Origin of the sequence: Erythrobacter sp. R86502 (genome assembly GCF_042466465.1) — a bacterium.
Taxonomy (GTDB): Bacteria; Pseudomonadota; Alphaproteobacteria; order Sphingomonadales; family Sphingomonadaceae; genus Erythrobacter.
Genome location: NZ_JAXHCJ010000001.1, coordinates 425,037 through 444,331 on the forward strand (window position 1 = coordinate 425,037; position 19,295 = coordinate 444,331).

General features: G+C 61.6%; 22 protein-coding genes. 13 read left to right on the forward strand and 9 right to left on the reverse strand.

Going from position 1 to position 19,295, the window contains the following annotated elements; translation table 11 throughout:
• The first annotated feature begins 11 nt into the window (after positions 1-11).
• Together SJY33_RS02000 and SJY33_RS02005 are read left to right on the forward strand one after the other, a co-directional pair.
• Complete coding sequence (locus tag SJY33_RS02000; protein WP_379920847.1) at positions 12-1,667, forward strand: acetolactate synthase large subunit; 1,656 nt, start codon at positions 12-14, stop codon at positions 1,665-1,667.
• Positions 1,668-1,688: 21 nt separating this feature from the next.
• On the forward strand, positions 1,689-3,125 hold the full coding sequence (locus tag SJY33_RS02005; protein ID WP_379920848.1) for an aldehyde dehydrogenase family protein: 1,437 nt from the start codon (positions 1,689-1,691) through the stop codon (positions 3,123-3,125).
• A gap of 37 nt (positions 3,126-3,162) precedes the next feature.
• Here SJY33_RS02005 and SJY33_RS02010 read toward each other — a convergent pair whose 3' ends face one another.
• From SJY33_RS02010 to SJY33_RS02020, 3 genes are read right to left on the reverse strand one after another with little or no spacing between them, the layout of a single operon-like run.
• Positions 3,163-3,309 carry a hypothetical protein gene (locus SJY33_RS02010; RefSeq protein ID WP_379920849.1) on the reverse strand — a complete coding sequence of 49 codons (147 nt, stop codon included), beginning with the start codon at positions 3,307-3,309 and terminating at the stop codon, positions 3,163-3,165.
• Positions 3,310-3,365: 56 nt separating this feature from the next.
• The gene (locus tag SJY33_RS02015; RefSeq protein WP_379920851.1) at positions 3,366-3,788 is read right to left on the reverse strand and encodes a hypothetical protein; all 423 of its coding nucleotides are present in this window, start codon (positions 3,786-3,788) and stop codon (positions 3,366-3,368) included.
• A complete protein-coding gene (locus SJY33_RS02020; protein ID WP_379920852.1) occupies positions 3,785-3,988 on the reverse strand; it encodes a hypothetical protein in 204 nt (67 codons plus the stop codon). Before SJY33_RS02020 ends, SJY33_RS02015 begins: the two co-directional genes overlap by 4 nt.
• Positions 3,989-4,109: 121 nt before the next feature.
• On the opposite strand from SJY33_RS02020, the gene SJY33_RS02025 reads away from it, so the two are divergent.
• Positions 4,110-4,790 (forward strand): helix-turn-helix transcriptional regulator, encoded by a 681-nt coding sequence (locus tag SJY33_RS02025; protein WP_379920853.1) that lies wholly within the window; start codon positions 4,110-4,112, stop codon positions 4,788-4,790.
• 11 nt (positions 4,791-4,801) lie between these two features.
• On the forward strand, positions 4,802-5,467 hold the full coding sequence (locus SJY33_RS02030; protein WP_379920854.1) for an MBL fold metallo-hydrolase: 666 nt from the start codon (positions 4,802-4,804) through the stop codon (positions 5,465-5,467).
• A gap of 22 nt (positions 5,468-5,489) precedes the next feature.
• Here SJY33_RS02030 and SJY33_RS02035 read toward each other — a convergent pair whose 3' ends face one another.
• Positions 5,490-5,885 carry an MAPEG family protein gene (locus SJY33_RS02035; RefSeq protein ID WP_379920856.1) on the reverse strand — a complete coding sequence of 132 codons (396 nt, stop codon included), beginning with the start codon at positions 5,883-5,885 and terminating at the stop codon, positions 5,490-5,492.
• Between the two features lie 239 nt (positions 5,886-6,124).
• Here SJY33_RS02035 and rpmF point away from each other — a divergent pair, with 239 nt between their 5' ends.
• The 5 genes from rpmF (at position 6,125) to SJY33_RS02060 (ending at position 9,319) form a co-directional block, all read left to right on the forward strand.
• The gene (gene rpmF, locus SJY33_RS02040) at positions 6,125-6,301 is read left to right on the forward strand and encodes a 50S ribosomal protein L32 (protein ID WP_379920857.1); all 177 of its coding nucleotides are present in this window, start codon (positions 6,125-6,127) and stop codon (positions 6,299-6,301) included.
• Between the two features lie 38 nt (positions 6,302-6,339).
• Positions 6,340-7,428, forward strand: a complete 1,089-nt coding sequence (gene plsX, locus SJY33_RS02045) for a phosphate acyltransferase PlsX (protein ID WP_379920858.1) — start codon at positions 6,340-6,342, stop codon at positions 7,426-7,428.
• A complete protein-coding gene (locus SJY33_RS02050) occupies positions 7,425-8,399 on the forward strand; it encodes a beta-ketoacyl-ACP synthase III (protein WP_379920859.1) in 975 nt (324 codons plus the stop codon). The genes plsX and SJY33_RS02050 overlap by 4 nt, the downstream gene beginning before the upstream one ends.
• A gap of 140 nt (positions 8,400-8,539) precedes the next feature.
• Positions 8,540-8,839 carry an integration host factor subunit alpha gene (locus SJY33_RS02055; protein ID WP_379920860.1) on the forward strand — a complete coding sequence of 100 codons (300 nt, stop codon included), beginning with the start codon at positions 8,540-8,542 and terminating at the stop codon, positions 8,837-8,839.
• 48 nt (positions 8,840-8,887) lie between these two features.
• Positions 8,888-9,319 (forward strand): MerR family transcriptional regulator, encoded by a 432-nt coding sequence (locus SJY33_RS02060; RefSeq protein WP_379920861.1) that lies wholly within the window; start codon positions 8,888-8,890, stop codon positions 9,317-9,319.
• 3 nt (positions 9,320-9,322) lie between these two features.
• Here SJY33_RS02060 and SJY33_RS02065 read toward each other — a convergent pair whose 3' ends face one another.
• The 4 genes from SJY33_RS02065 to SJY33_RS02080 all read right to left on the reverse strand — a co-directional run bounded on the left by SJY33_RS02065 (position 9,323) and on the right by SJY33_RS02080 (position 14,995).
• Positions 9,323-12,748 (reverse strand): chromosome segregation SMC family protein, encoded by a 3,426-nt coding sequence (locus tag SJY33_RS02065; protein WP_379920862.1) that lies wholly within the window; start codon positions 12,746-12,748, stop codon positions 9,323-9,325.
• A 27-nt stretch (positions 12,749-12,775) separates the two neighbouring features.
• Positions 12,776-13,528 carry a thioredoxin domain-containing protein gene (locus SJY33_RS02070; protein ID WP_379920863.1) on the reverse strand — a complete coding sequence of 251 codons (753 nt, stop codon included), beginning with the start codon at positions 13,526-13,528 and terminating at the stop codon, positions 12,776-12,778.
• 94 nt (positions 13,529-13,622) lie between these two features.
• Complete coding sequence (locus SJY33_RS02075) at positions 13,623-14,390, reverse strand: DsbA family protein (RefSeq protein WP_379920864.1); 768 nt, start codon at positions 14,388-14,390, stop codon at positions 13,623-13,625.
• Entirely contained in the window at positions 14,387-14,995 is a 609-nt protein-coding gene (locus SJY33_RS02080) for a DUF721 domain-containing protein (RefSeq protein ID WP_379920865.1), read from the reverse strand. The genes SJY33_RS02075 and SJY33_RS02080 overlap by 4 nt, the downstream gene beginning before the upstream one ends.
• A 14-nt stretch (positions 14,996-15,009) precedes the next feature.
• On the opposite strand from SJY33_RS02080, the gene SJY33_RS02085 reads away from it, so the two are divergent.
• Positions 15,010-16,065 (forward strand): A/G-specific adenine glycosylase, encoded by a 1,056-nt coding sequence (locus SJY33_RS02085; RefSeq protein WP_379920866.1) that lies wholly within the window; start codon positions 15,010-15,012, stop codon positions 16,063-16,065.
• Here the strand turns inward: SJY33_RS02085 and SJY33_RS02090 are convergent.
• Complete coding sequence (locus tag SJY33_RS02090) at positions 16,062-16,193, reverse strand: hypothetical protein (RefSeq protein WP_379920867.1); 132 nt, start codon at positions 16,191-16,193, stop codon at positions 16,062-16,064. The two genes, SJY33_RS02085 and SJY33_RS02090, sit on opposite strands and share 4 nt — an antisense overlap.
• A 197-nt stretch (positions 16,194-16,390) precedes the next feature.
• Between SJY33_RS02090 and SJY33_RS02095 the strand changes: the two genes are divergently transcribed.
• From SJY33_RS02095 to SJY33_RS02105, 3 genes are read left to right on the forward strand one after another with little or no spacing between them, the layout of a single operon-like run.
• Positions 16,391-17,710, forward strand: a complete 1,320-nt coding sequence (locus SJY33_RS02095) for a serine hydrolase domain-containing protein (RefSeq protein WP_379920868.1) — start codon at positions 16,391-16,393, stop codon at positions 17,708-17,710.
• Entirely contained in the window at positions 17,710-18,603 is an 894-nt protein-coding gene (nudC, locus tag SJY33_RS02100) for an NAD(+) diphosphatase (protein WP_379923502.1), read from the forward strand. The genes SJY33_RS02095 and nudC overlap by 1 nt, the downstream gene beginning before the upstream one ends.
• Positions 18,600-19,289, forward strand: coding sequence for a DsbA family oxidoreductase (locus tag SJY33_RS02105; RefSeq protein WP_379920870.1), 690 nt, complete (start codon positions 18,600-18,602; stop codon positions 19,287-19,289). The genes nudC and SJY33_RS02105 overlap by 4 nt, the downstream gene beginning before the upstream one ends.
• Positions 19,290-19,295 lie beyond the last annotated feature (6 nt).

Below are 19,295 nucleotides of genomic sequence, written 5' to 3' on the forward strand. Positions count from 1 at the left end.
CACGTGCGAGCATGAGCGAACCTCAAAAGGCTTCAGATCTTTTCATCGAATGTCTCGAAGCCGAAGGGGTCGAATACATCTTCGGCGTGCCGGGTGAAGAAAATCTCGATTTTCTCGAAAGCCTGTCGAAGTCCGGCAAGATCAAGCTAATCCTCACCCGACACGAACAGGGTGCTGGTTTCATGGCGGCGACTTACGGGCGGCACACGGGCAAGACCGGCGTGTTCCTTGCCACGTTGGGACCGGGGGCGACCAATATGGTGACCGCAGTTGCCTATTCCCAGCTTGGCGGGATGCCAACGCTGGCGATCACCGGGCAAAAACCAATCAAGACATCGAAGCAGGGGCGGTTCCAGATCCTCGATGTGGTGGCGATGATGGGCCCCATTACCAAATATGCGCACCAGCTGGCCAGCGCAGACAACATCCCCAGCCGTGTGCGAGAAGCGATCCGGATGGCCGAAGAGGAAAAGCCCGGCGCGGTCCATCTCGAATTGCCTGAAGATATTGCCGAAGAACGCACCACCAGCCGCCCTATCGCCGCCAGTGTCGCGCGGCGACCATCGGCTGAGGCAAAGGCCGTGCGTCAGGCTGTGTTGGCGATCGAAGGTGCAAAGGCACCGATCCTCGTCATTGGAGCAGGCGCAAATCGCAAGATGACAAGCCGGATGCTGCGGCAGTTCATCGACAAGACGGGCATACCATTCGTCACCACCCAAATGGGCAAGGGTGTTGTTGATGAACGCAATCCGTTGTTTCTGGGTTGCGCAGCATTGTCATCCGGCGATTTCGTTCATCGCGCCATCTGCGATGCCGATTGCATCGTCAATATCGGCCATGACGTGATCGAAAAGCCGCCCTTCTTCATGCAGCAAGGAGGGCCCACCGTGATCCACGTGTCGAACAGGACGGCCGAAGTCGACCCAGTCTATTTCCCGCAGGTCGAAGTGATCGGCGACATTGCCAACGCGATCTGGCAGATCAAGGAAGACGTGATGCCGCAGGGGCGGTGGGATTTCCGGCGGATGCTGGAATACCGCGCTGCCGATATGGCGCACAATCAGCCGCTTGCCGCAGATACGCGTTTTCCGATTTTTCCCCCGCATCTTGTGTCGCAGGTGCGCGCAGCGGTGCCGGAAGACGGGATCATTTGCCTCGATAACGGGGTGTACAAGTTGTGGTTTGCGCGTGGCTATGATGCCTACCTGCCCAACACCGTGCTGCTGGATAACGCGTTGGCTTCGATGGGGGCTGGCCTGCCGTCTGCGATGATGAGCGCAATGCTGTATCCGCAACGCAAGGTCATGGCGATTTGCGGCGACGGCGGGTTCATGATGAATTCGCAGGAAATGGAAACCGCGGTGCGATTGGGCCTTAATCTGACGGTTCTGATTCTGCGCGACGATGCCTACGGGATGATCCGTTGGAAGCAGGCGAACATGGGCTTTGCCGATTTCGGGCTGACCTATGGCAACCCCGATTTCGTCAAATATGCCGAGAGTTACGGCGCCAACGGGCACCGCGTGACATCATCCGAACATCTCACCGATCTGCTGACCCATTGCCTCGTCACGCCGGGGGTGCATCTGATCGATTGTCCGGTTGACTACACTGAGAACGACCAAATTCTGAACCACGATATCAAACGATTGAGCCAGCAGCTCTAAGCCCCGCGCCGGGAGGAACCGATGAAACTCAAGGACACATACCCGCTTTATCTGAACAATAAGGCGGAGCAGCCGAACACCGACCTTGCGGTGACGGACAAATACACCGGCGACATCGCATTCCGCACTGCGCTGGCAACACCGGACGTGATTGAAGAGGCGATTGCGGGCGCGGTGCGTGCGACCGAACCGATGGCGAAGCTGGCATCCTATGAAAAACAGGATGTGCTGCTGCACTGCGTTGCGCGGTTCAAGGAGCGTTTCGATGAGCTGGCCTATGCCCTGTGCGTTGAGGCGGGGAAGCCGATCAAGGATGCCGAGGGTGAAGTCACGCGGCTGATCGACACCTTCCGCATCGCGGCCGAGGAATTGGTGCGCAATTATGGCGAGGTCCAGCCGCTCGACATCTCGGCGCGCGCCAAGGGCTACATGGGGATGTGGAAGCGCGTGCCGATCGGGCCGTGCAGCTTCATCTCGCCGTTCAACTTCCCGCTGAACCTAGCCGCGCACAAGATCGCACCGGCAATTGCAATGGGCTGCCCCTTCGTGATGAAACCGGCGAGCAAGACCCCGCTGGGCGCGATCATCATGGGCGAGGTGCTGGCCGAATGCGACGTGCTGCCCGAAGGCGCGTTCAGCATCCTGCCCGCCAGCCGCGACGGCGCGGATCTGTTCACCACAGACGAACGCCTCAAGCTGCTCAGCTTCACCGGCTCACCGGGCGTAGGTTGGGATCTGAAAGCCAAGGCTGGCAAGAAGAAGGTGATCCTCGAACTTGGCGGCAATGCGGCCGTGGTCATCGACAAGGATGCCGATCTCGACGATGCGCTGGAGCGGGTGGTTTTTGGCGCCTTCTACCAATCGGGGCAGTCCTGCATCGGGGTGCAGCGTATCCTGATCCACGCCGCGATCTATGACCGGTTCAAGGCTATGCTGGTCGAAAAAACAAAAACGCTCGTGGCGGGCGATCCCAAGGACCGCGACACCTTCATTGGCCCGATGATTTCCGAAGATGAAGCGACACGGTTGAAAGGCTGGATCGATGAAGCGGTGCAGGCAGGCGCAACGCTGCTGTGCGGCGGCGGTTTGTCGCGCGGCAACATGCTGGAGGCAACTTTGCTCGAAAACGTGCCGGAAGGCGCCAAAGCACGCGACGAGGAAGCCTTCGGCCCGCTTGCGATCCTTGGGCGCTTCGACGATTTCGACGCTGTGCTGAATGAAGTGAACAATTCCAGGTTCGGCCTGCAGGCCGGCATCTTCACCCGCAATCTGTTCCAGATGTTCGATGCGTGGGACAGGCTTGATGTCGGCGGGATCGTCATCAACGACGTGCCCAGCTACCGGGTCGACAACATGCCCTATGGCGGCGTCAAGGATTCAGGGCTTGGCCGCGAAGGTATCCGCTTTGCGATGGAGGATATGAGCGAGATTCGCAATTTGATCGTCCGGCGGGGGTGATACTGGCATCTTGTCAGCGCGGCCGGACCGTAAGTTCCTAAGGGATGAACAGCAGCACTTCGCCCGGGCCTGACCGAACCCATTGCACTGGCATGTTGAGCCCCTTCAGTTCCACGGCATAGTCTGTGCCAACCACTGCGGACTGCCGTTTCGCATCGGCGGCGACCGCAGCAGAATGTCTCATCGACGCCCCCCCTCGTGATTAAGGTGCCATCTTTGAGACACTCGCTGCCAAATCGTCTAGCTTTCTTCCAGCAATAGCATCACGGCCGTCACTTCGAGCCGCTCCATCGCGCCAAATCGGTGATCGACCTTGATGATCGTCGCATCTGCGACAAGCTGACCTGGGAGAGCAAATTCGTGATCGGGCAGCCGCTCGATCAGCTCCTCTCCGACAGCAACCGCATCCGTTCCACAAAATTCGAGCACTATCTCGTGCCGGGTGCCCGTAAAGGTGATGGAAGCCCACGCCTTTTCTTCGTGGCTCAGAACGGTTCCTGCGCCGCCAGTAATCTGCATAAGAGCAGACCGCACGCGGTCTGTCAGCGTTCGGCGAGGGCGCACGCAGGCGCGCCGGACATTGGTGGCGGACTTCACTTCGATCGTATCAAAATCAGCGAAAATATGCGCGAACGGATCGCGCAGGGACAGGGTCAGCATCATGCGATCTCCTTCACTTGCACGGCAGCGCAATCGGCGTAGCCCTGCATCCACGCCCGGGTTCGCAATTCCGTGTCGCGGCGCGGGTTTCGGCCCATGCGCAGGTCAAGCACGAAACGCGGATCATGGGCGGCCAGGCGCCCGAAACGCGTCGCGGGTAGGTTGTGTTCACTGAGGAAGGTTTCGATGGTCCGAAGCAGCATGGTTTGCGTCCCTGTTGAAGCTTGCGAGTGGTGTGACACCCGGCGAATCGCCCGATGTTCCTAAAATGTTCCATGTTTCTTTTCTCTTGTCTAGGAAAAATCCTTCGTGTAGGAAGTGGCTATGAGGCAAACCCAACATTTTCAGCGCGACGTCCCAGCAGGACCACGTGCACGGCTGCTTGAACTGTCGCAATTACGCGGTGTCAGCCTTGCTGCGCTATCGGAGCTATTGGGGCGAAACCCCTCGTATCTTCAGCAATTCATTCGCAAGGGAAGCCCGCGAAAGCTGGAGGAGCAGGACCGGGCAACACTCGCCCGGTTTCTGGGTGCGACGGAAGATGAGTTGCGAGAAGCGCAGGATAATTCCTATGCAACACCCGTCGAGCCACGCAACTCGGACAAGTGGGTGGAAGTACCAAGGATCGATCTGGGGGCCGCGGCCGGCGCCGGGCGACTGCCGGGCAGCGAGGCGGCGTTCGACATCTTCCGTTTTTCGCAGCGGTGGCTTCAAGAACAGGGCCTTGCCCGCGCGCAGCTATCGGCGATCCGGGTTGAGGGGGATTCAATGGAGCCGTTGCTCAACGACGGCGACGAAATCCTCGTCGATTGCTCGCCTCGTCCGTTCCGTGACGGTATCCACGTGGTGCGCCTTGGTGATACCCTGATGGTGAAACGCGTGGCGAGCGCCGGGCCGGGGCGGATTGCGCTGCTTTCGCAGAACTTCGCCTACCCGCCGGTGGAGGTTGCAGCCGAGGAAGTTGTCATCATCGGGCGGGTTGTGTGGAAGGGGGGGCGTGTCTAAATTATCCCCCTATGAACGAAACAACCACGCCCCCCATGCGCGCCGCCATCATCCCGGTGACGCCGCTTCAGCAGAACTGCTCACTAATCTGGTGCACCGCCACCATGCGCGGGGCGTTGGTCGATCCGGGCGGGGATCTCGACAAGCTGAAAGAAGGCGTCGCCAAGGCGGGCGTGACGCTGGAAAAGATTCTTATCACCCACGGGCACCTTGACCATTGCGGTCAAGCAGGGATGCTGGCGGACGAATTGGGCCTCGATATCGAAGGCCCGCACGAAGACGACCTGTTCTGGATCGAGCAGCTCGATAACGATGGCGCACGTTATGGAATGGTGGCGAAAAGCTTCGTGCCGACCCGCTGGCTCCAGCACGGCGACACCGTGACGTTGGGTGACCTGACGCTCGATGTGATCCACTGCCCCGGCCACACGCCGGGCCATGTGGTATTCTTCCATGCACCGAGCCGTTTTGCGATCGTCGGCGATGTGCTGTTCCAGGGGAGCATCGGCCGCACCGATTTCCCGCGGGGCAATCACGAGGATCTGATCGATTCGATCACCCAGCGCCTTTGGCCGCTGGGCGAGGACGTGATGTTCATCCCCGGCCACGGCCCCACCAGCACCTTCGGACGCGAGCGCAAGACCAATGCGTTTGTTTCGGATTATGCCCTGAGCTGAATGTGGCGGGCAAGGCGGGAACCTACAGCACGCCTGCGGCCACCATCGCTGCAACCACCGCAAGGGCGAGTTGCGTGAACATCGTGGTGATAATGCCAATCACGCGCGCCCAGCCCAGGTTTCCGCCATCCATCCCGAACCCGTGCAGCAAGCGGCCAAGGAAATAGACGGCGGCAACAACACTCAGCCACCAGCTGCCACGTCCCGACAACTCGATCACGCCAATCAGGATCAGGACAAAGGCGGTGTTTTCGACATAGTTGAGCTGCGCCCGCATGCGGCGCTGCAAGGCGTCGCTGCCGCCATCGCCCACACTGATTCCCAACGCACGGCGCACTGCTCCGACGCGAAGCATCAGCCAGATATTGAGCACGGTGGCAGCTGCAGCAGCGGCGAGCGTGACCGGAAGAACAAGCATGAAAAGATCCCCTCAATAATATGATCGCGGTGCTAGGGTGGTGATGCGCGGGTTGCAACGCGCGATTTTTTCGGTATAGCGCGCGCCTTCCCGCCGCTGCTGGCCAAGGAATACGCGCACCTGCAACGCTTGTGCGGTCGTCTTCCTTGTCCTATGGGCGGCCTTCGAGAATCACGCCTTCGCAATCCAGAGTGCCGGTGGCGCGAGCAACTGCATTTATTTGAGGAATTGGTGCCACCATGGCTGTCCCCAAGAGAAAAGTATCGCCTTCCCGTCGTGGCATGCGTCGGTCGCACGATTCGCTGAAGGTTGAAGCCTTCGGTGAATGCGGCAACTGCGGCGAATTGAAGCGCCCGCACAACATCTGCGGCCATTGCGGCCACTACAACGGACGTCAGGTTGTCGCCGTCGGCTGATTGCCGGTGGCTTATATCCTAGACCGGAGTTCCGCACGATGAACCTCCCGCGTATCGCTATTGATGCGATGGGCGGCGATGAGGGCGTCCGTGTCATGGTAGAAGGCGCTGCGCTTGCGCGTCGCAACCATGACAGCTTCAATTTTCTGCTTGTCGGTGATGGCAAGCGGATCGAAGCGGCGCTTGAACATCACCCGAACCTGCGTGCGGCGTCCGAAATCCTGCACTGCGATGACGTGGTGGGCGGTGATGAACTGCCCAGCCGCGCCATCCGCCGTGCAAAGACCACCAGCATGGGGCTTGCCGTTAACGCGGTGAAAACCGGCGATGCCGGCGCCGCTGTCAGTGCCGGCAACACCGGCGCGCTTATGGCGATGAGCAAGCTTGCGCTGCGCACCATGCCTGGGATCGATCGTCCGGCGCTTGCCGCGATCATGCCGACCTTGCAGGCGCATGATGTCGTCATGCTGGACCTTGGTGCCAATACCGAAGCCGATGCACGCAACCTTGTGCAATACGCGGTGATGGGGGCTGCCTATTCACGGATCGTGACCGGTTTTGAAAAGCCGGTTGTCCGGTTGCTCAATATCGGGACCGAGGAAATCAAAGGCACCGAAGAGCTGCGCGATGCCGCTGCGATGTTGACGGCAGCGTCACAGAAGGATGGCGGGCTGGCGCTCGTGTTTGATGGGTTTGTCGAAAGCGACAAGATCAATCGCGGTGAAACCCATGTGGTGGTGACCGATGGTTTCTCCGGCAACATTGCATTAAAGGCGATCGAAGGTTCAGCCCGCTTCGTCACAGACCTGCTGCGTCAGGCCTTCACATCATCGCTGCGTTCGAAGATCGGTTTTCTGGTGTCGCGGCCCGCGACCGAATTGCTCAAGCATCATCTTGATCCCAACAATCACAACGGTGCCGTCTTCCTGGGTCTGAACGGTGTCGTGGTCAAAAGCCACGGCAGCGCGACGGTGACCGGGGTTGCACATGCTGTGGCGGTGACCGCACGACTTTTGGAAAACAAGCTGACCGAACGGATCGCGCATGATCTTGCGCAGCTCGGCGAAGGCGCGCTGACAAAGACCAAGCGCTCTGTGAGCGCCAAGGGAAGCGAGACGCCGACGTGAACGGTTCGCGGTTGCTCGGCACAGGATCGGCGCTACCGCGCCGGGTGGTGACCAATGCCGAGCTGGCCGAACGGATGGACACCTCGGATGAATGGATTGTCGCGCGTACGGGTATTCGCCAGCGCCATATCGCCGATCCCGATGAAACAACGGCGACCCTTGCAACAGCCGCCGCACGCGCAGCGCTGGATGATGCGGGCGTAGATGCCGCCAGCATCGGCCTGATCGTGCTGGCCACGGCAACGCCTGACAATACCTTTCCCGCCACCGCCACCAAGGTCCAGCACGCACTGGGCTGCAACGGCGGGGTCGCGTTCGATGTCGCGGCGGTGTGTTCGGGCTTTCTTTACGCGCTGAGCGTCGCTGATTCGCTGTTGAAGACGGGCATGGCCAAACGCGCGCTGGTTATCGGCGCTGAAACCTTCAGCCGCATCCTTGATTGGGATGATCGTACGACTTGCGTGCTGTTCGGCGATGGAGCAGGGGCTGTCGTGCTTGAAGCGCCTGCTGCTGATCATGAGGGGAGCATGGCCCCGGGTATTCTGGGAAGCCGCCTTCATGCCGATGGTGCATGCCATGATCTGCTGTATGTTGATGGTGGGCCGTCGACCACGCAAACAGTCGGGCATCTTCGCATGAAAGGGCCCGAGGTGTTCCGTCATGCGGTCGTCAACTTGGCATCAGTTTTACGCGAAGTTATTGACGATGCAGGAATTTCCGTATCGGATATCGATTGGGTCGTACCGCACCAAGCCAATGCCCGGATCCTTGACGCCACGGCACGAAAGCTTGGCATTTCGCCAGACAAGGTGGTTGTGACGGTGGACCGCCATGCCAATACTTCTGCCGCTTCGGTCCCGCTGGCGCTTGATGTGGCGCGCAAGGATGGCCGGATCAAACCGGGCGATCTCGTTATGCTGGAAGCCATGGGTGGCGGCTTTACATGGGGTGCCAGCCTGATCAGGATGTGACCCGTGCAGGGGGCGGGCTGCCTTGTTTACTGATGCAATTGCTGAAAACTGCCTAACTTATGTAGCATCGCATTGCAAAAGCGCAGAAAATTTGTAATCTGCAGGTCTTCTTTCGGGTCGCGCCGCGAAGGAGAATATCCATGATGCGTTCGGTTGGTACTTTGACTCGCGCCGATTTGGCGGAAACCATCAATCGCAAGATGGGTTTCAGCCGGGCTGAGTCGCTTGACATGGTCGAGGCAATCCTCGCCAAAATGAGCGATGCGCTCTCGCGGGGCGAAAATGTCAAGATTTCGGGATTTGGCAGTTTTGTGCTGCGCGACAAGAATGAACGGATCGGCCGCAATCCCAAAACGGGGATCGAGGTGCCGATCACACCGCGCCGGGTGATGACATTCCGGGCGAGCCAACTGCTCAAGGAGCGCATTACCAAGGGGTAATGGCGCCGACTGGTGATGGCCGCAGATGATAGGCCAAAGTGAGGTTTGATGACCGCCTTCGATGACGGCAAGGATGACAGCGCGCTGCGCACGATCGGCGAAGTCAGCGAAGCGCTGGGCATCAAACCGCATGTCCTGCGTTACTGGGAAGCCCAGTTTCCGCTGCTGAAGCCTTTGAAGCGCAGCGGCGGGCGGCGCTATTACCGCCCGGCTGATGTCGCGTTGGTTGAGACCATCAACCGTCTGGTCAACGCCGAAGGCTACACGCTGAAAGGCGCGGAAGCTGTCCTGCGCACTGCTGCGAAATCCGATGTCGATCGCCGCAAGGACAATCGCCGCAGCACAGATCGCCGCATAGAACCACCACAAGAAACCCCTGCAGGCGAACCGCTGATCGTGGGAAACAATCCCGAAATGGATGAAGCTATCGCCGCGTTAAAGGCCGTCCGCGCAAAATTGGCTGCTGCTCTGGACGTTTGAGCTCTATTCCGCAGCAAGCAATGCAGCCTCACCCAGATCAACGCTCACAAGGCGCGAAATCCCTTTTTCCGCCATCGTCACGCCGAACAGGCGGTGCATCCGGCTCATGGTAACGGCGTTGTGGGTCACGATCAGGTAACGGGTCGTCGTCGTTGTCACCATCGATTCGAGCAAATCGCAAAAGCGTTCGACGTTGGCATCGTCCAACGGCGCATCAACCTCGTCCAGAACGCAGATTGGCGCAGGGTTGGTGAGAAACAACGCAAAGATCAAAGCTGTTGCGGTTAGCGCCTGCTCTCCGCCCGACAGCAGCGAAAGCGACTGCAGCCGCTTGCCGGGCGGTTGCGCGTAGATTTCAAGACCCGCTTCGAGCGGATCGTCACTGTCAACCAAGGCCAGATGGGCTTGCCCTCCTTCGAACAGGCGGGTGAAAAGGACGCGAAAATGGCCGTCCACCTCCTCGAAAGCGGCGCGCAGTCGTTCGCGACCTTCGCGGTTGAGGCTGCCGATTGATCCCCGCAAACGCGCAATGGCTTCGACAAGTTCGGCCTGCTCTTCGGCGCTGGTTCCATGTTCGCTTTCGATCCGGGCCAGATCATCGGCAGCAACAAGGTTGACCGGACCGATCCGTTCGCGGCTTGCCGTAAGCTTTTCCAGTGCGGCGGATTCGTCAGCCGCGGGGGCAAGGTCCGCTTCTGCAAACCCGTAACGATCAGCGAGCAACGCCGGCGGGCACTGGAAGCGTTCACCCGAAATACGCGCCATTTCGGTCCGGCGCAATTCTTCGTTTTCGGCGCGTGCGGCAAGGCTGGCACGGGCTTCGCGCGCCTGCGCAAGCGTTTCGGTAAGCCCAGCCAGGTTTGTGTTGGCGACACGCTGACAGGCTTCGGCATCGCGCATTAAGGCGTCGGCGGCCGCAAGATCGGCGGCGATCCTTGTGCGCGCCTCTTCGCCTGCCTCGATTTCGGTGGTCAACGCAGCGGGCTTGGCTGCGTGGATCGCGTGATCTTCGGCGATTTCCGCCAAGCGCCGCGAGGTTTCGGCCACTCGTCTTTCGGCATCGGATGATCGTGCCTGCCATCCGGCGTGATCGGCTGTTTGCGCGGCGAGCCTCTCACGCGCAGCAGCCAGCGCCTGATCCTGCGCGGCAAGTTCGGCAAAAGCGGCCTGCATTGCAGCGCGCGCTGCTGCGTTCCGTTCCTGCGCAGCTTCCAGTGCCGCACGTTCAGCATCACGGGCAGGCAAGCGATCACGGGTCAGCCGCGCCGTTTCGACCTCATCACGGGCGCTGGCAATCTGCGATGCGATATCGCTGGCGCTGGCCGACAGTTCGGCAAGCCGAGCGGCGAGACGGTCCTTTGCGGCTTCAGCGGCATCAAGCCTGCGCAGCGCCTGACGCTCGGCATCGATGGCTGCTGCAAGACTGCGTTCCTGCCCTATCAGTGCGGTTTGCAGCGCGGCAAGTTCATCGCGAACCGCCTTGTCTTCGGTTTCGGCGCGGCGCGCAGCGTCGCGCAAAGGGGGAAGGGCTGCGTCCAGCTCCGCTAAGCGGTTCGCGGCTTCCAGCTGCGCAGCCTCAGCCGCGCCCTCTCCGCGTGCCACAAAACCGTCCCAACGCCGCAAATGGCCCGCAAGCGTGACGAGCCATTCGCCCGCAGCAAGTCTGCGTCCGTCATCGGCATCGACACAATGCACAAGCGCAAGGCGCGGGGCCAGTTCGTCGGGGTAAGTGGAAAGATGGGCGAGCAGGCTGTCGGGCACAGGTTGCGACGGTGCGGCACCGCCCGTCCAGAACCGCCCATCCTGCACAGCGGCGGGCGCGCCCAGTGGCGATTTCCCATCGCGCCCCAATACCGCGGCAAGTGCGCGTTCATATCCCGGCGCCACCCGCACCCGGTCAAGCGCGGTCGGCATACCCTGTCGTCCGGCCTCGCGCTTAGCCCTGGCGTCGCGGTCGCGGGCAAGAGCGGCATGTTCGCGTTCAATCCCTGCAAGTTCGGCCCGTGCGGCTGCAAGCGCGCTGGCCACGTTATCCCGCGCAGACTGCAATTCGGCCTTGCGCGCCTGTTGTTCGGTAAGCTGCACCCGCATTGTGCCGACGTTACTGGCGGCGCCCCTTGCGGCGTCCCTTGCCGCCATTGCTTCAGCTTCCGCATCCCTGCTGGCGGTCAGTTCTGCCTGAGCCCGCGCGATACGATCGGCGTCAGCCTCAATCCGGGCGAGGCGGCGTTCGGCCTGCTCGACAGCGGCTTCCGCCACACGCCATTCCGCTTCGACCCCGGCATGATCGGCGGTCGCCTTTGCCAGCGCAAGTTCAGCTGCGCGGCTGGCGCGTTCGCGGTCTTCAGCCGTGCGAGCCAAAGCGGGGCGAGCGGCATCTGCAGCGGCCACTGCGCTGCGGCTGGCGGCAAGTTCGCCTGTAAGACGCTGTAACGCCTCTACGGCTGCGCTTGTCAGGCGGTCGGCATCGCTGCGATCATCTTCCAGCCGGCGTTGCTGGCGCACCAGATCGGCGAGGCGATTTTCCGCCGCCTCCAGCTTTTCGGCAAGTGCGGCCATGCGGTGCCCATGCGCATTGGCATCATCGCGCCGATCCGCCAGTTCATCACGGGCAGCGGTCAGCGCCGTTGCGGCGGCGGCTTGTTCCTGCTGGGCGATAGCGGCTGCCGCCTGTGCTGTAGCGACGGCCGCCGTGGCGGCTTCGGCAGCGGCGCGGGCCGACTTTGCTGCCGCGGCTGCTTCGCGCCAACGCGCATAAAGCAGCCGCGCTTCGGCCGATTGGATCAGCTTGGTCAGTTCGGTGTAACGTTCGGCTTGCTTGGCCTGCCGCTTGAGAGATGCAATCTGCGAATCAAGACCTGCCATCAGGTCTTCTAGCCGCGCCAGATTGGCCTCTGCTCCGCGCAGTTTGCTTTCGGCATCACGGCGGCGGACGTGCAGACCAGCGATCCCCGCGGCTTCTTCCAACATGGCGCGCCGTTCGGCCGGTTTGGCGGCAATGACCTGCGCGATCTTACCCTGGCTGACGAGGGCGGGGGAATGCGCGCCTGTGGCTGCATCCGCGAAGGTCAGCGCCACATCCTTGGCCCGTACATCGCGGCCATTGACCCGATAGGCGCTTCCGGCACCGCGTTCGATCCGCCGGGTGACGACCAGTTCGTCCCCGCTGTCGTCCTGCGCATGCAGAACAACCTCGGCAAAGTCGCGCGGCGGCCGGGTGGATGTGCCTGCGAAGATGACATCTTCCATCCCACCCGAGCGCATCGACTTGGCCGAGGTTTCCCCCATGACCCAGCGTATCGCTTCGAGAAGGTTGGATTTACCGCAGCCGTTGGGGCCGACAACGCCGGTCAGCCCCGGCTCGATACGCAGTTCCGCCGGCTCCACAAAGCTCTTGAAACCGCTGAGCTTGAGCCGGTGGATCTGCATCAGGTGGCTGATCGCCCCCGCGTTGTCTTAGCGCGCGCCAGCGCGCTTGAGCGCAGGTTCGACCATTTCCCACGTCGTGCCATCAACCTTGGTGCCGTTGATGAAGAAGGTGGGTGTGCCCTGTATCTGATCGCGTGCGTTGTTGGCTTCGGCGGTTTTCACCAGCTCTTCGATCTTGGCGGAATCGGCCAGACAGGCTCGGGCCTGATCGGCGGAAAGACCGCGGGCGGCGAAGAATTCAAGCAGGCCGGTTGCCTCCGCGATAGCGGCAAAACGCTGGTTCAGCGGCAATTGCGCCGCAGCCTGAACAGCTTGAGGGTTGCCCTGAAGGCCGGCAAAAACGCTATCCAGATTTTGCCACACTTCATCCGACAGCGGCTGCATCCTTTCCTTGACGCCGCATTGCGTGAGCCCCGCGATCACGACGTCGAACGGGTTGAGGAACACCTCGCGCTGTTCAAAGCTGACATTGCCGCTGGCCACGTACTGGTTCTTGAGCGGGGCCTTGCCCGTCTTGGCAAAGTCGGCGCAATGCGAGCAGGTGTGCGATGCATATTCCACCAGCTTGATCGGCGCATCGGGGTTGCCGATCTTGTACCCGCCTTCGGGCGTCACGGTGACGGTTTCCGTCCAGTTGGTTCCGGCGGGTGCTGCCATGGCTGGCAAGGCTTCTCCCGACGCAACGCCGGTCGCATCAGTGGTGGCCGCATCGTCGCAGGCGATCAGCATCAGCGGGGCAAGCGCAAGCAGGGGAAGCGAAAACAGGCGGGAAGTCATCATCGGTGTATCAATCCTCGGCATATCGAAGCAAAAGCCTAGCGCGTGAAAGACCGGCGCGGCAAGCACCGTGCATCAGCCTTGTGAAGAAAGGGTCTTAATCGGCCTGCTCGAGACTTACCGCAGGGGTTGCTGCGAACCTCGCCGAAAGCGCAGGATACAGCGAATCCCAATTGTGCGCGCCTTCAAGCAGCTTGCCATCGAGCGCAAAACTGGGAGTGCCCTGAACCCCGAACTCCTCAAAATCAGCGCGGCCGTTGTTTACCAGCGCTCTTGCAGCAGCATCATTACTCACGCAGGCATCCAGTTCGACCTGCGCCTGACCGCGGTCGGCGAGCAGGCGGGTCAGGCCCAGCGCGCTGGCGACATTCATGCGCGACGCCTTGTCACCCCGGCTCCAGATGGCGCGCTGGCTTACGGGTGAACCTTGCGCCTTGCCAAGCCATTCCCCCTGCGACAGCATCAGCGCCTGATGGCGTCCCTTGAAGCCATCAGGATCGCCGCATTGGGCCAGAAGCGTCACCGTAAGATCAAGCGCGTTGCGGATCACAGGCCGCACTTCAAGGCTCATCTTGCCGGGCATCAGCAGCGCAAGTTCAAGCGCCGGTTCGCCGCGTGCCGTGAAATCGGCGCAGTGCGGGCAGGTGTAGCTGATGAATTCAATCAACTGCGCATCGGCCTTGGGGTTGCCGATCAGATGGCCCCGCTCTGTTCGCAGGATCGTGCCCTGCCAGTTTTCGGGGTTGTCGAGCGTCATTAGCCTGCTGCCGGTATCCGACAGATCCTGACCGGCCGATGCGGGGGCCGACGCGGCCATGAGCGCAGCGGCAGTCGCAGTCATGGCGAAAAGAACGGACTTGATCATGGCAGGTCGTCATCCTGTAGGGGCGCTGGTTCGCGATTGCCGAGACTGCGTGCGAGCGATTCGAGCACGGTACGCAGTTCCGGGTCGCCGATATCGCGCAAGCTGTCGCCCAATTCCAGCGGGATCGGTTTCAGCGATGGCGGCGGTTTCGCAGGCCGGCCATCGGTGGGCGGAGTAACCACACCTTGCCGTAGCTTCACCCTTGCCACCGCACGATACCCAAAGAAGCGATTCACGCGTTCGATGATTTCAGGAATGACCTGACTGATCAGCGGCGCATGGGCCGGAACCACCACCAGTTCGAGTATCCCATCGGACTTTTCGCCGGGGGGAAAGCGGATCGCTTCGGGACAGCAGACCCGGGCGTGTTGGGGCCCGACAATCTCGGGCCAGCGCGTCACCACCGAACTTTGTACAAAGCCGAAACGGCGGAAGGCGGTCCGGCCAATCTCTGGCATCAGGTCCCCGATCGCCCGTGCACCTTTCCCGCGAGGGCGGAAATACGGTTTGGAGGCGCCCGTCGCAGGCGACGCGCTTCGTTTGCCGGGCGCCTTGCCTGTGCCAGATGGTGGTTTCTTGTCACTTCCCATGATTGCCTGCCCCATGCCATAGGCGGCCAGTGATCGCCAGCATCTCGAACAATCTGCTTGCATGGTATGACATTCATGCCCGCGATCTGCCGTGGCGGCAGGCGCCGGGCAGCGCGCGCCCCGATGATGCGGCATGGCCGTACCGGGTGTGGCTGTCTGAAGTGATGCTGCAGCAAACCACGGTTGCTGCAGTGAAGCCCTATTTTGCGAAATTCCTTACGTTGTGGCCCACGGTCGACGCACTTGCCGCCGCAGCCGACGACGACGTCTTGGCGGCCTGGGCAGGGCTGGGCTATTATTCGCGCGCACGCAATCTGATCAAGTGCGCGCGCGTGGTGGCGGATCGCGGGGGCTTTCCGCAGACCGAAAGCGAACTTCGACAGCTTCCCGGTCTGGGTGATTATACAGCGGCCGCAGTCGCCGCGATCGCGTTTGGTCAGCGCGCAGTGGTTGTCGATGCGAATGTCGAACGGGTGGTGGCGCGCCTGTTTGCCATCGACACGCCGCTGCCTGGGGCGCGCAAGGCGATCCGTGCCGCCGCAGACACGATCACCCCGAACAAGCGCGCAGGAGATTTCGCGCAGGCGCTGATGGATCTCGGTTCGCACATCTGCACCAGTCGCGCACCGCGATGTCTGCTGTGCCCGCTTCATGATGATTGCGAAGGGCGAAAGTCGGGGGAACCGGAACGTCTGCCGATCAAGCCAGCGCGCAAGGCAGTCCCCGAACGATACGGTGCAGCGTTCTGGATTACGCGCAAGGCAGGGCGCGAGGTATGGCTGGTCACGCGTCCGGACACAGGAATGTTGGGCGGCATGCGCGCCTTGCCTGATGATGGCTGGACCGCACGCCGCGATGGGTCAGGGCAGCCGCCGTTGCCCGGCGCGTGGCACACCGTTGGAGCCGTGCGGCATGGTTTCACCCATGCGCATCTTACGCTGGAGGTGCGCAGACTGGAAAGCAGGGGCGAAAACTCACCTGAAATGGTGGGTGATGGCGTATGGTGGCCCGTCAGCGATATTGGCGAAGCCGGTCTTGCAACCTTGTTTGCCAAGGCTGCGCAGATTGCGATAGCCGTTGGTTAGATGATGCCGCCGCCCAGTGCCAGACGCACCGAGGCAACCAGCAAAACGACAAGGCAGAAGTTGCGCCCGCCATTCTTCAGCGACAGCGCGCCAAGAACAATACCCACCACGATCAGCGGCAAGGCCAACCCAATTGGCCCATCCCAGCAGCGGGATCTGTGCCGGGATGACGATGACCAGGCTGAGCAGGCCGACGAGATAGGCAAGAATATTGAGCATGTGTCTTGTATGGGCAAGACACCTTGCGATTGCAAGCCTGCCGATTGACCCGCGCTGCCGGCTGCCGCAGACATGGCGCCGTACCTTTTTTGGAGATTCTGCGCCCATGCCCTTCCACGAAATCGCATCGCCTGCCTTGTCGCGCCGTTCGCTGTTTCACCGCACCGCGCTTCTGGCTGGCGGTGCCGCCATGACAGGTCTGCCGTTCGGGCGGCAATTGCTGGCGCACGATGTTGCGGAAAACTGGCCCAATGTGGCAGCGATGGCCAATCGCTACGTGTCGGAGCGCAAGTTGGCGAACCTGTTCCTGACCTTCGGTTGGGCGCAGGAAGATCACGCCCACACGGTGGGCGGCGGAACGCTGTCGCTCGCCAAACCGGATCGGGTGGACGAAAACTCGCTCTACCGCATTTATTCGATGTCCAAGCCGATCACTGGCATGGCGGCGATGATCCTGATCGATGAAGGAAAGTTGGGGCTGGATCAGCCGCTTGCGGAAATTCTGCCGGCATTCCGTGATATGCAGGTGCTTGTGGATCCTGCCGGGTCGCTCGACAACACGGTTCCGGCAAACCGCCCGATCACCATTCGCCAGTTGCTTACGCACACATCGGGTCTTGGCTATCAGATCATCAGCAAAGGTCCGCTCCAGGCGGCCTACAACGAACAGGGCCTTGTCGGCGGCCGGGTCAGCCGGATGGCGATCCCCGGGTTCCCTGCGGTGACACCTGCTCCCGGGCTGGCGGTCTGGGCCGATCGTCTGGCCGAATTGCCGCTGATGTATCAGCCCGCCACAAAATGGAGCTATTCGTGTTCGATCGATCTGCTGGGCCGCGTGATCGAAGTGGTGAGCGGGATGGAATTTGAAGCGTTTCTCAAGGCGCGCATCTTCGATCCGTGCGGGATGACGAGCACCTGGATGCAGGTTCCCGCGAGCGAGGCCCACCGCCTGACCGACAATTACGGCGTGTTGGGCGGTAATGTCTTCCCGCTTGATCCGGCGGCCAATTCGATCTTCCTCGACGCGCCCGAAGTGGCTGCAGGCGGCGGCGGGCTGGTGTCGAGCCCCCGGGATTATGACCGCTTTCTCAGAATGCTGCTGGGTTACGGCACTATCGACGGTACCGTTGTGATGAGCGAAAATGCCGTGCGGGTGGGCGTGTCCGATCTGGTGCCTTCAAGCGTGGATCTGACAGGCAGCTGGATCGAAGGTGAGGGCCATGGAGCAGGCGGCCGTTCGAAAGGCGCAACCTTCGGCTGGGGCGGCGCTGCGGGGACGTTGGGCGCGGTCGACTTCGATCTCAACCTGCGCACAGGTCTGTTCACGCAGTACATGCCATCTGAAGCCTATCCGATCCGCGACGAATTCCTCGCCGCGATGGAGGCCGATCTGGCTGCGATGCGCGCGCGCAAGAAGGCAGCATGATGCACGGGCCCGCCGCTGATGTGCTGATGGCGTTCTCCGGTTCGCCAATGGACCGTGCCGACAATATCCGCGCCGATGATGCGGCCTTGGCCGATCTGATGAACTGGCGCGCTCGGGTGCTGCTGCTCGACGGGTTGCTGCCGGGGGTTGAAGAGGCGGGCAACCTCGTGTGGGGCAGCCTTGCCGATGTGACTCCGGAGACTGAACTGGTGTTCTTGGGCATGCTTGACGGCAAGGCGCATTTTGCGCCGGTGCCACCTGCTGGCGCTGACGGTCCGGCCTATGCCCAGCCCGCAGCGTGGCAATTGATGCAACTGCTCGCGCCCCCCGACCTGGCGATTTATGGCGGGGCGCGCAGCCTTGTCGATTGGCATGCCCGGCACCGTTTCTGCGCGCGGTGCGGCGGCGCGACGAGACTGGTCAAGGGCGGCTGGCAGCGGCATTGCGATGCATGCGGTGCAGACCATTTCCCGCGCACCGATCCTGTCACGATCATGCTCGTCGAACATGAAGATAGGCTGCTGCTGGGACGCCAGCCGCGGTTCCCCCCCAAGATGTATTCGGCGCTGGCCGGCTTCGTCGAACCCGGCGAAACGATCGAAGAGGCCGTGGCGCGCGAAATCCACGAAGAAGCCGGCGTGCGGGTGCGCGATGTGCGCTATATCGCCAGCCAGCCATGGCCGTTTCCGAGCCAGCTGATGATTGGCTGCACATCGGTGGCTGATGACCCGGAGATCACCATTGATCGCACCGAGCTGGAAGATGCGCGGTGGTTTAGCCGGGCCGAACTGCAAGACGCCCGCACCGCAGGGGAGCACGGCACCGAACTGCTGTATTTCCCGCGTCCCTTTGCGATTGCGCATCACCTTGTGACATGGTGGCTAGACCGATGACAGCGCAAGCTCCTTTGACCCTCACCATCGATATCTATTCCGATGTCATGTGCCCCTGGTGCCTGATCGGTTATGGTCAGTTGACCAAGGCGTTGGGCGAACTCGAAGGCGAAATCGCGGCGGAGATTCGCTGGCGGCCGTTCGAACTCAATCCCGACATGGCCGCCGGTGGTGAGGAGCAGGAAGCGCATCTGCAACGCAAATATCGCCGATCGGCACAGGAAGGCGCAGGCATTCGCGCCCAGATGAAGGCAATCGCCGAAGCGGCCGGGGTGTCTCTGGCCTATGAAGGAGGCGGCGATGCGCCACCTGCGATGATGTGGAACACGCGCGATTGCCACAAATTGCTGACCTTCGCGCTCGAACACGCTGGGCCTTCGGTGCAGACCGCGCTGAAGCTGGCCTTGTTTCGCGCCCATTTCAACGAACGACGCAATCTGTCCGATCACGCCGTTCTGCTAAATATCGCCGCCGATGTCGGTCTGCACCGTGAAGCGGCCAAAGCCGCGCTCGCCGACCCCGAACTTGAAGCCCGCGTCGTCGCCGAAGAGGCGCAGGCCTGGGATCTGAACATTTCAGGCGTTCCGGCAATGATCGTCGCAAACAAGTTTCTGATCCCCGGCGCGCAGGCACCAGAAGTTTACGTCAACGCCTTGCGGCGCGTGGCCGAAAAAATCCGCGCCTGACTGCGC

Bases quoted from the DNA above. Each gene is read 5' to 3' on its own strand.
- SJY33_RS02005 (WP_379920848.1), top strand. From the start codon at position 1,689: ATGAAACTCAAGGACACATACCCGCTTTATCTGAACAATAAGGCGGAG.
- SJY33_RS02025 (WP_379920853.1), top strand. From the start codon at position 4,110: ATGAGGCAAACCCAACATTTTCAGCGCGACGTCCCAGCAGGACCACGT.
- SJY33_RS02070 (WP_379920863.1), bottom strand. From the start codon at position 13,528: ATGATGACTTCCCGCCTGTTTTCGCTTCCCCTGCTTGCGCTTGCCCCG.
- SJY33_RS02065 (WP_379920862.1), bottom strand. From the start codon at position 12,748: ATGCAGATCCACCGGCTCAAGCTCAGCGGTTTCAAGAGCTTTGTGGAG.
- SJY33_RS02010 (WP_379920849.1), bottom strand. From the start codon at position 3,309: ATGAGACATTCTGCTGCGGTCGCCGCCGATGCGAAACGGCAGTCCGCA.
- SJY33_RS02055 (WP_379920860.1), top strand. From the start codon at position 8,540: ATGATGCGTTCGGTTGGTACTTTGACTCGCGCCGATTTGGCGGAAACC.
- SJY33_RS02095 (WP_379920868.1), top strand. From the start codon at position 16,391: ATGCCCTTCCACGAAATCGCATCGCCTGCCTTGTCGCGCCGTTCGCTG.
- SJY33_RS02020 (WP_379920852.1), bottom strand. From the start codon at position 3,988: ATGCTGCTTCGGACCATCGAAACCTTCCTCAGTGAACACAACCTACCC.
- SJY33_RS02080 (WP_379920865.1), bottom strand. From the start codon at position 14,995: ATGGGGCAGGCAATCATGGGAAGTGACAAGAAACCACCATCTGGCACA.
- SJY33_RS02015 (WP_379920851.1), bottom strand. From the start codon at position 3,788: ATGATGCTGACCCTGTCCCTGCGCGATCCGTTCGCGCATATTTTCGCT.
- SJY33_RS02105 (WP_379920870.1), top strand. From the start codon at position 18,600: ATGACAGCGCAAGCTCCTTTGACCCTCACCATCGATATCTATTCCGAT.
- SJY33_RS02060 (WP_379920861.1), top strand. From the start codon at position 8,888: ATGACCGCCTTCGATGACGGCAAGGATGACAGCGCGCTGCGCACGATC.
- SJY33_RS02035 (WP_379920856.1), bottom strand. From the start codon at position 5,885: ATGCTTGTTCTTCCGGTCACGCTCGCCGCTGCTGCAGCTGCCACCGTG.
- SJY33_RS02030 (WP_379920854.1), top strand. From the start codon at position 4,802: ATGAACGAAACAACCACGCCCCCCATGCGCGCCGCCATCATCCCGGTG.
- nudC (WP_379923502.1), top strand. From the start codon at position 17,710: ATGCACGGGCCCGCCGCTGATGTGCTGATGGCGTTCTCCGGTTCGCCA.
- rpmF (WP_379920857.1), top strand. From the start codon at position 6,125: ATGGCTGTCCCCAAGAGAAAAGTATCGCCTTCCCGTCGTGGCATGCGT.
- SJY33_RS02075 (WP_379920864.1), bottom strand. From the start codon at position 14,390: ATGATCAAGTCCGTTCTTTTCGCCATGACTGCGACTGCCGCTGCGCTC.
- plsX (WP_379920858.1), top strand. From the start codon at position 6,340: ATGAACCTCCCGCGTATCGCTATTGATGCGATGGGCGGCGATGAGGGC.
- SJY33_RS02000 (WP_379920847.1), top strand. From the start codon at position 12: ATGAGCGAACCTCAAAAGGCTTCAGATCTTTTCATCGAATGTCTCGAA.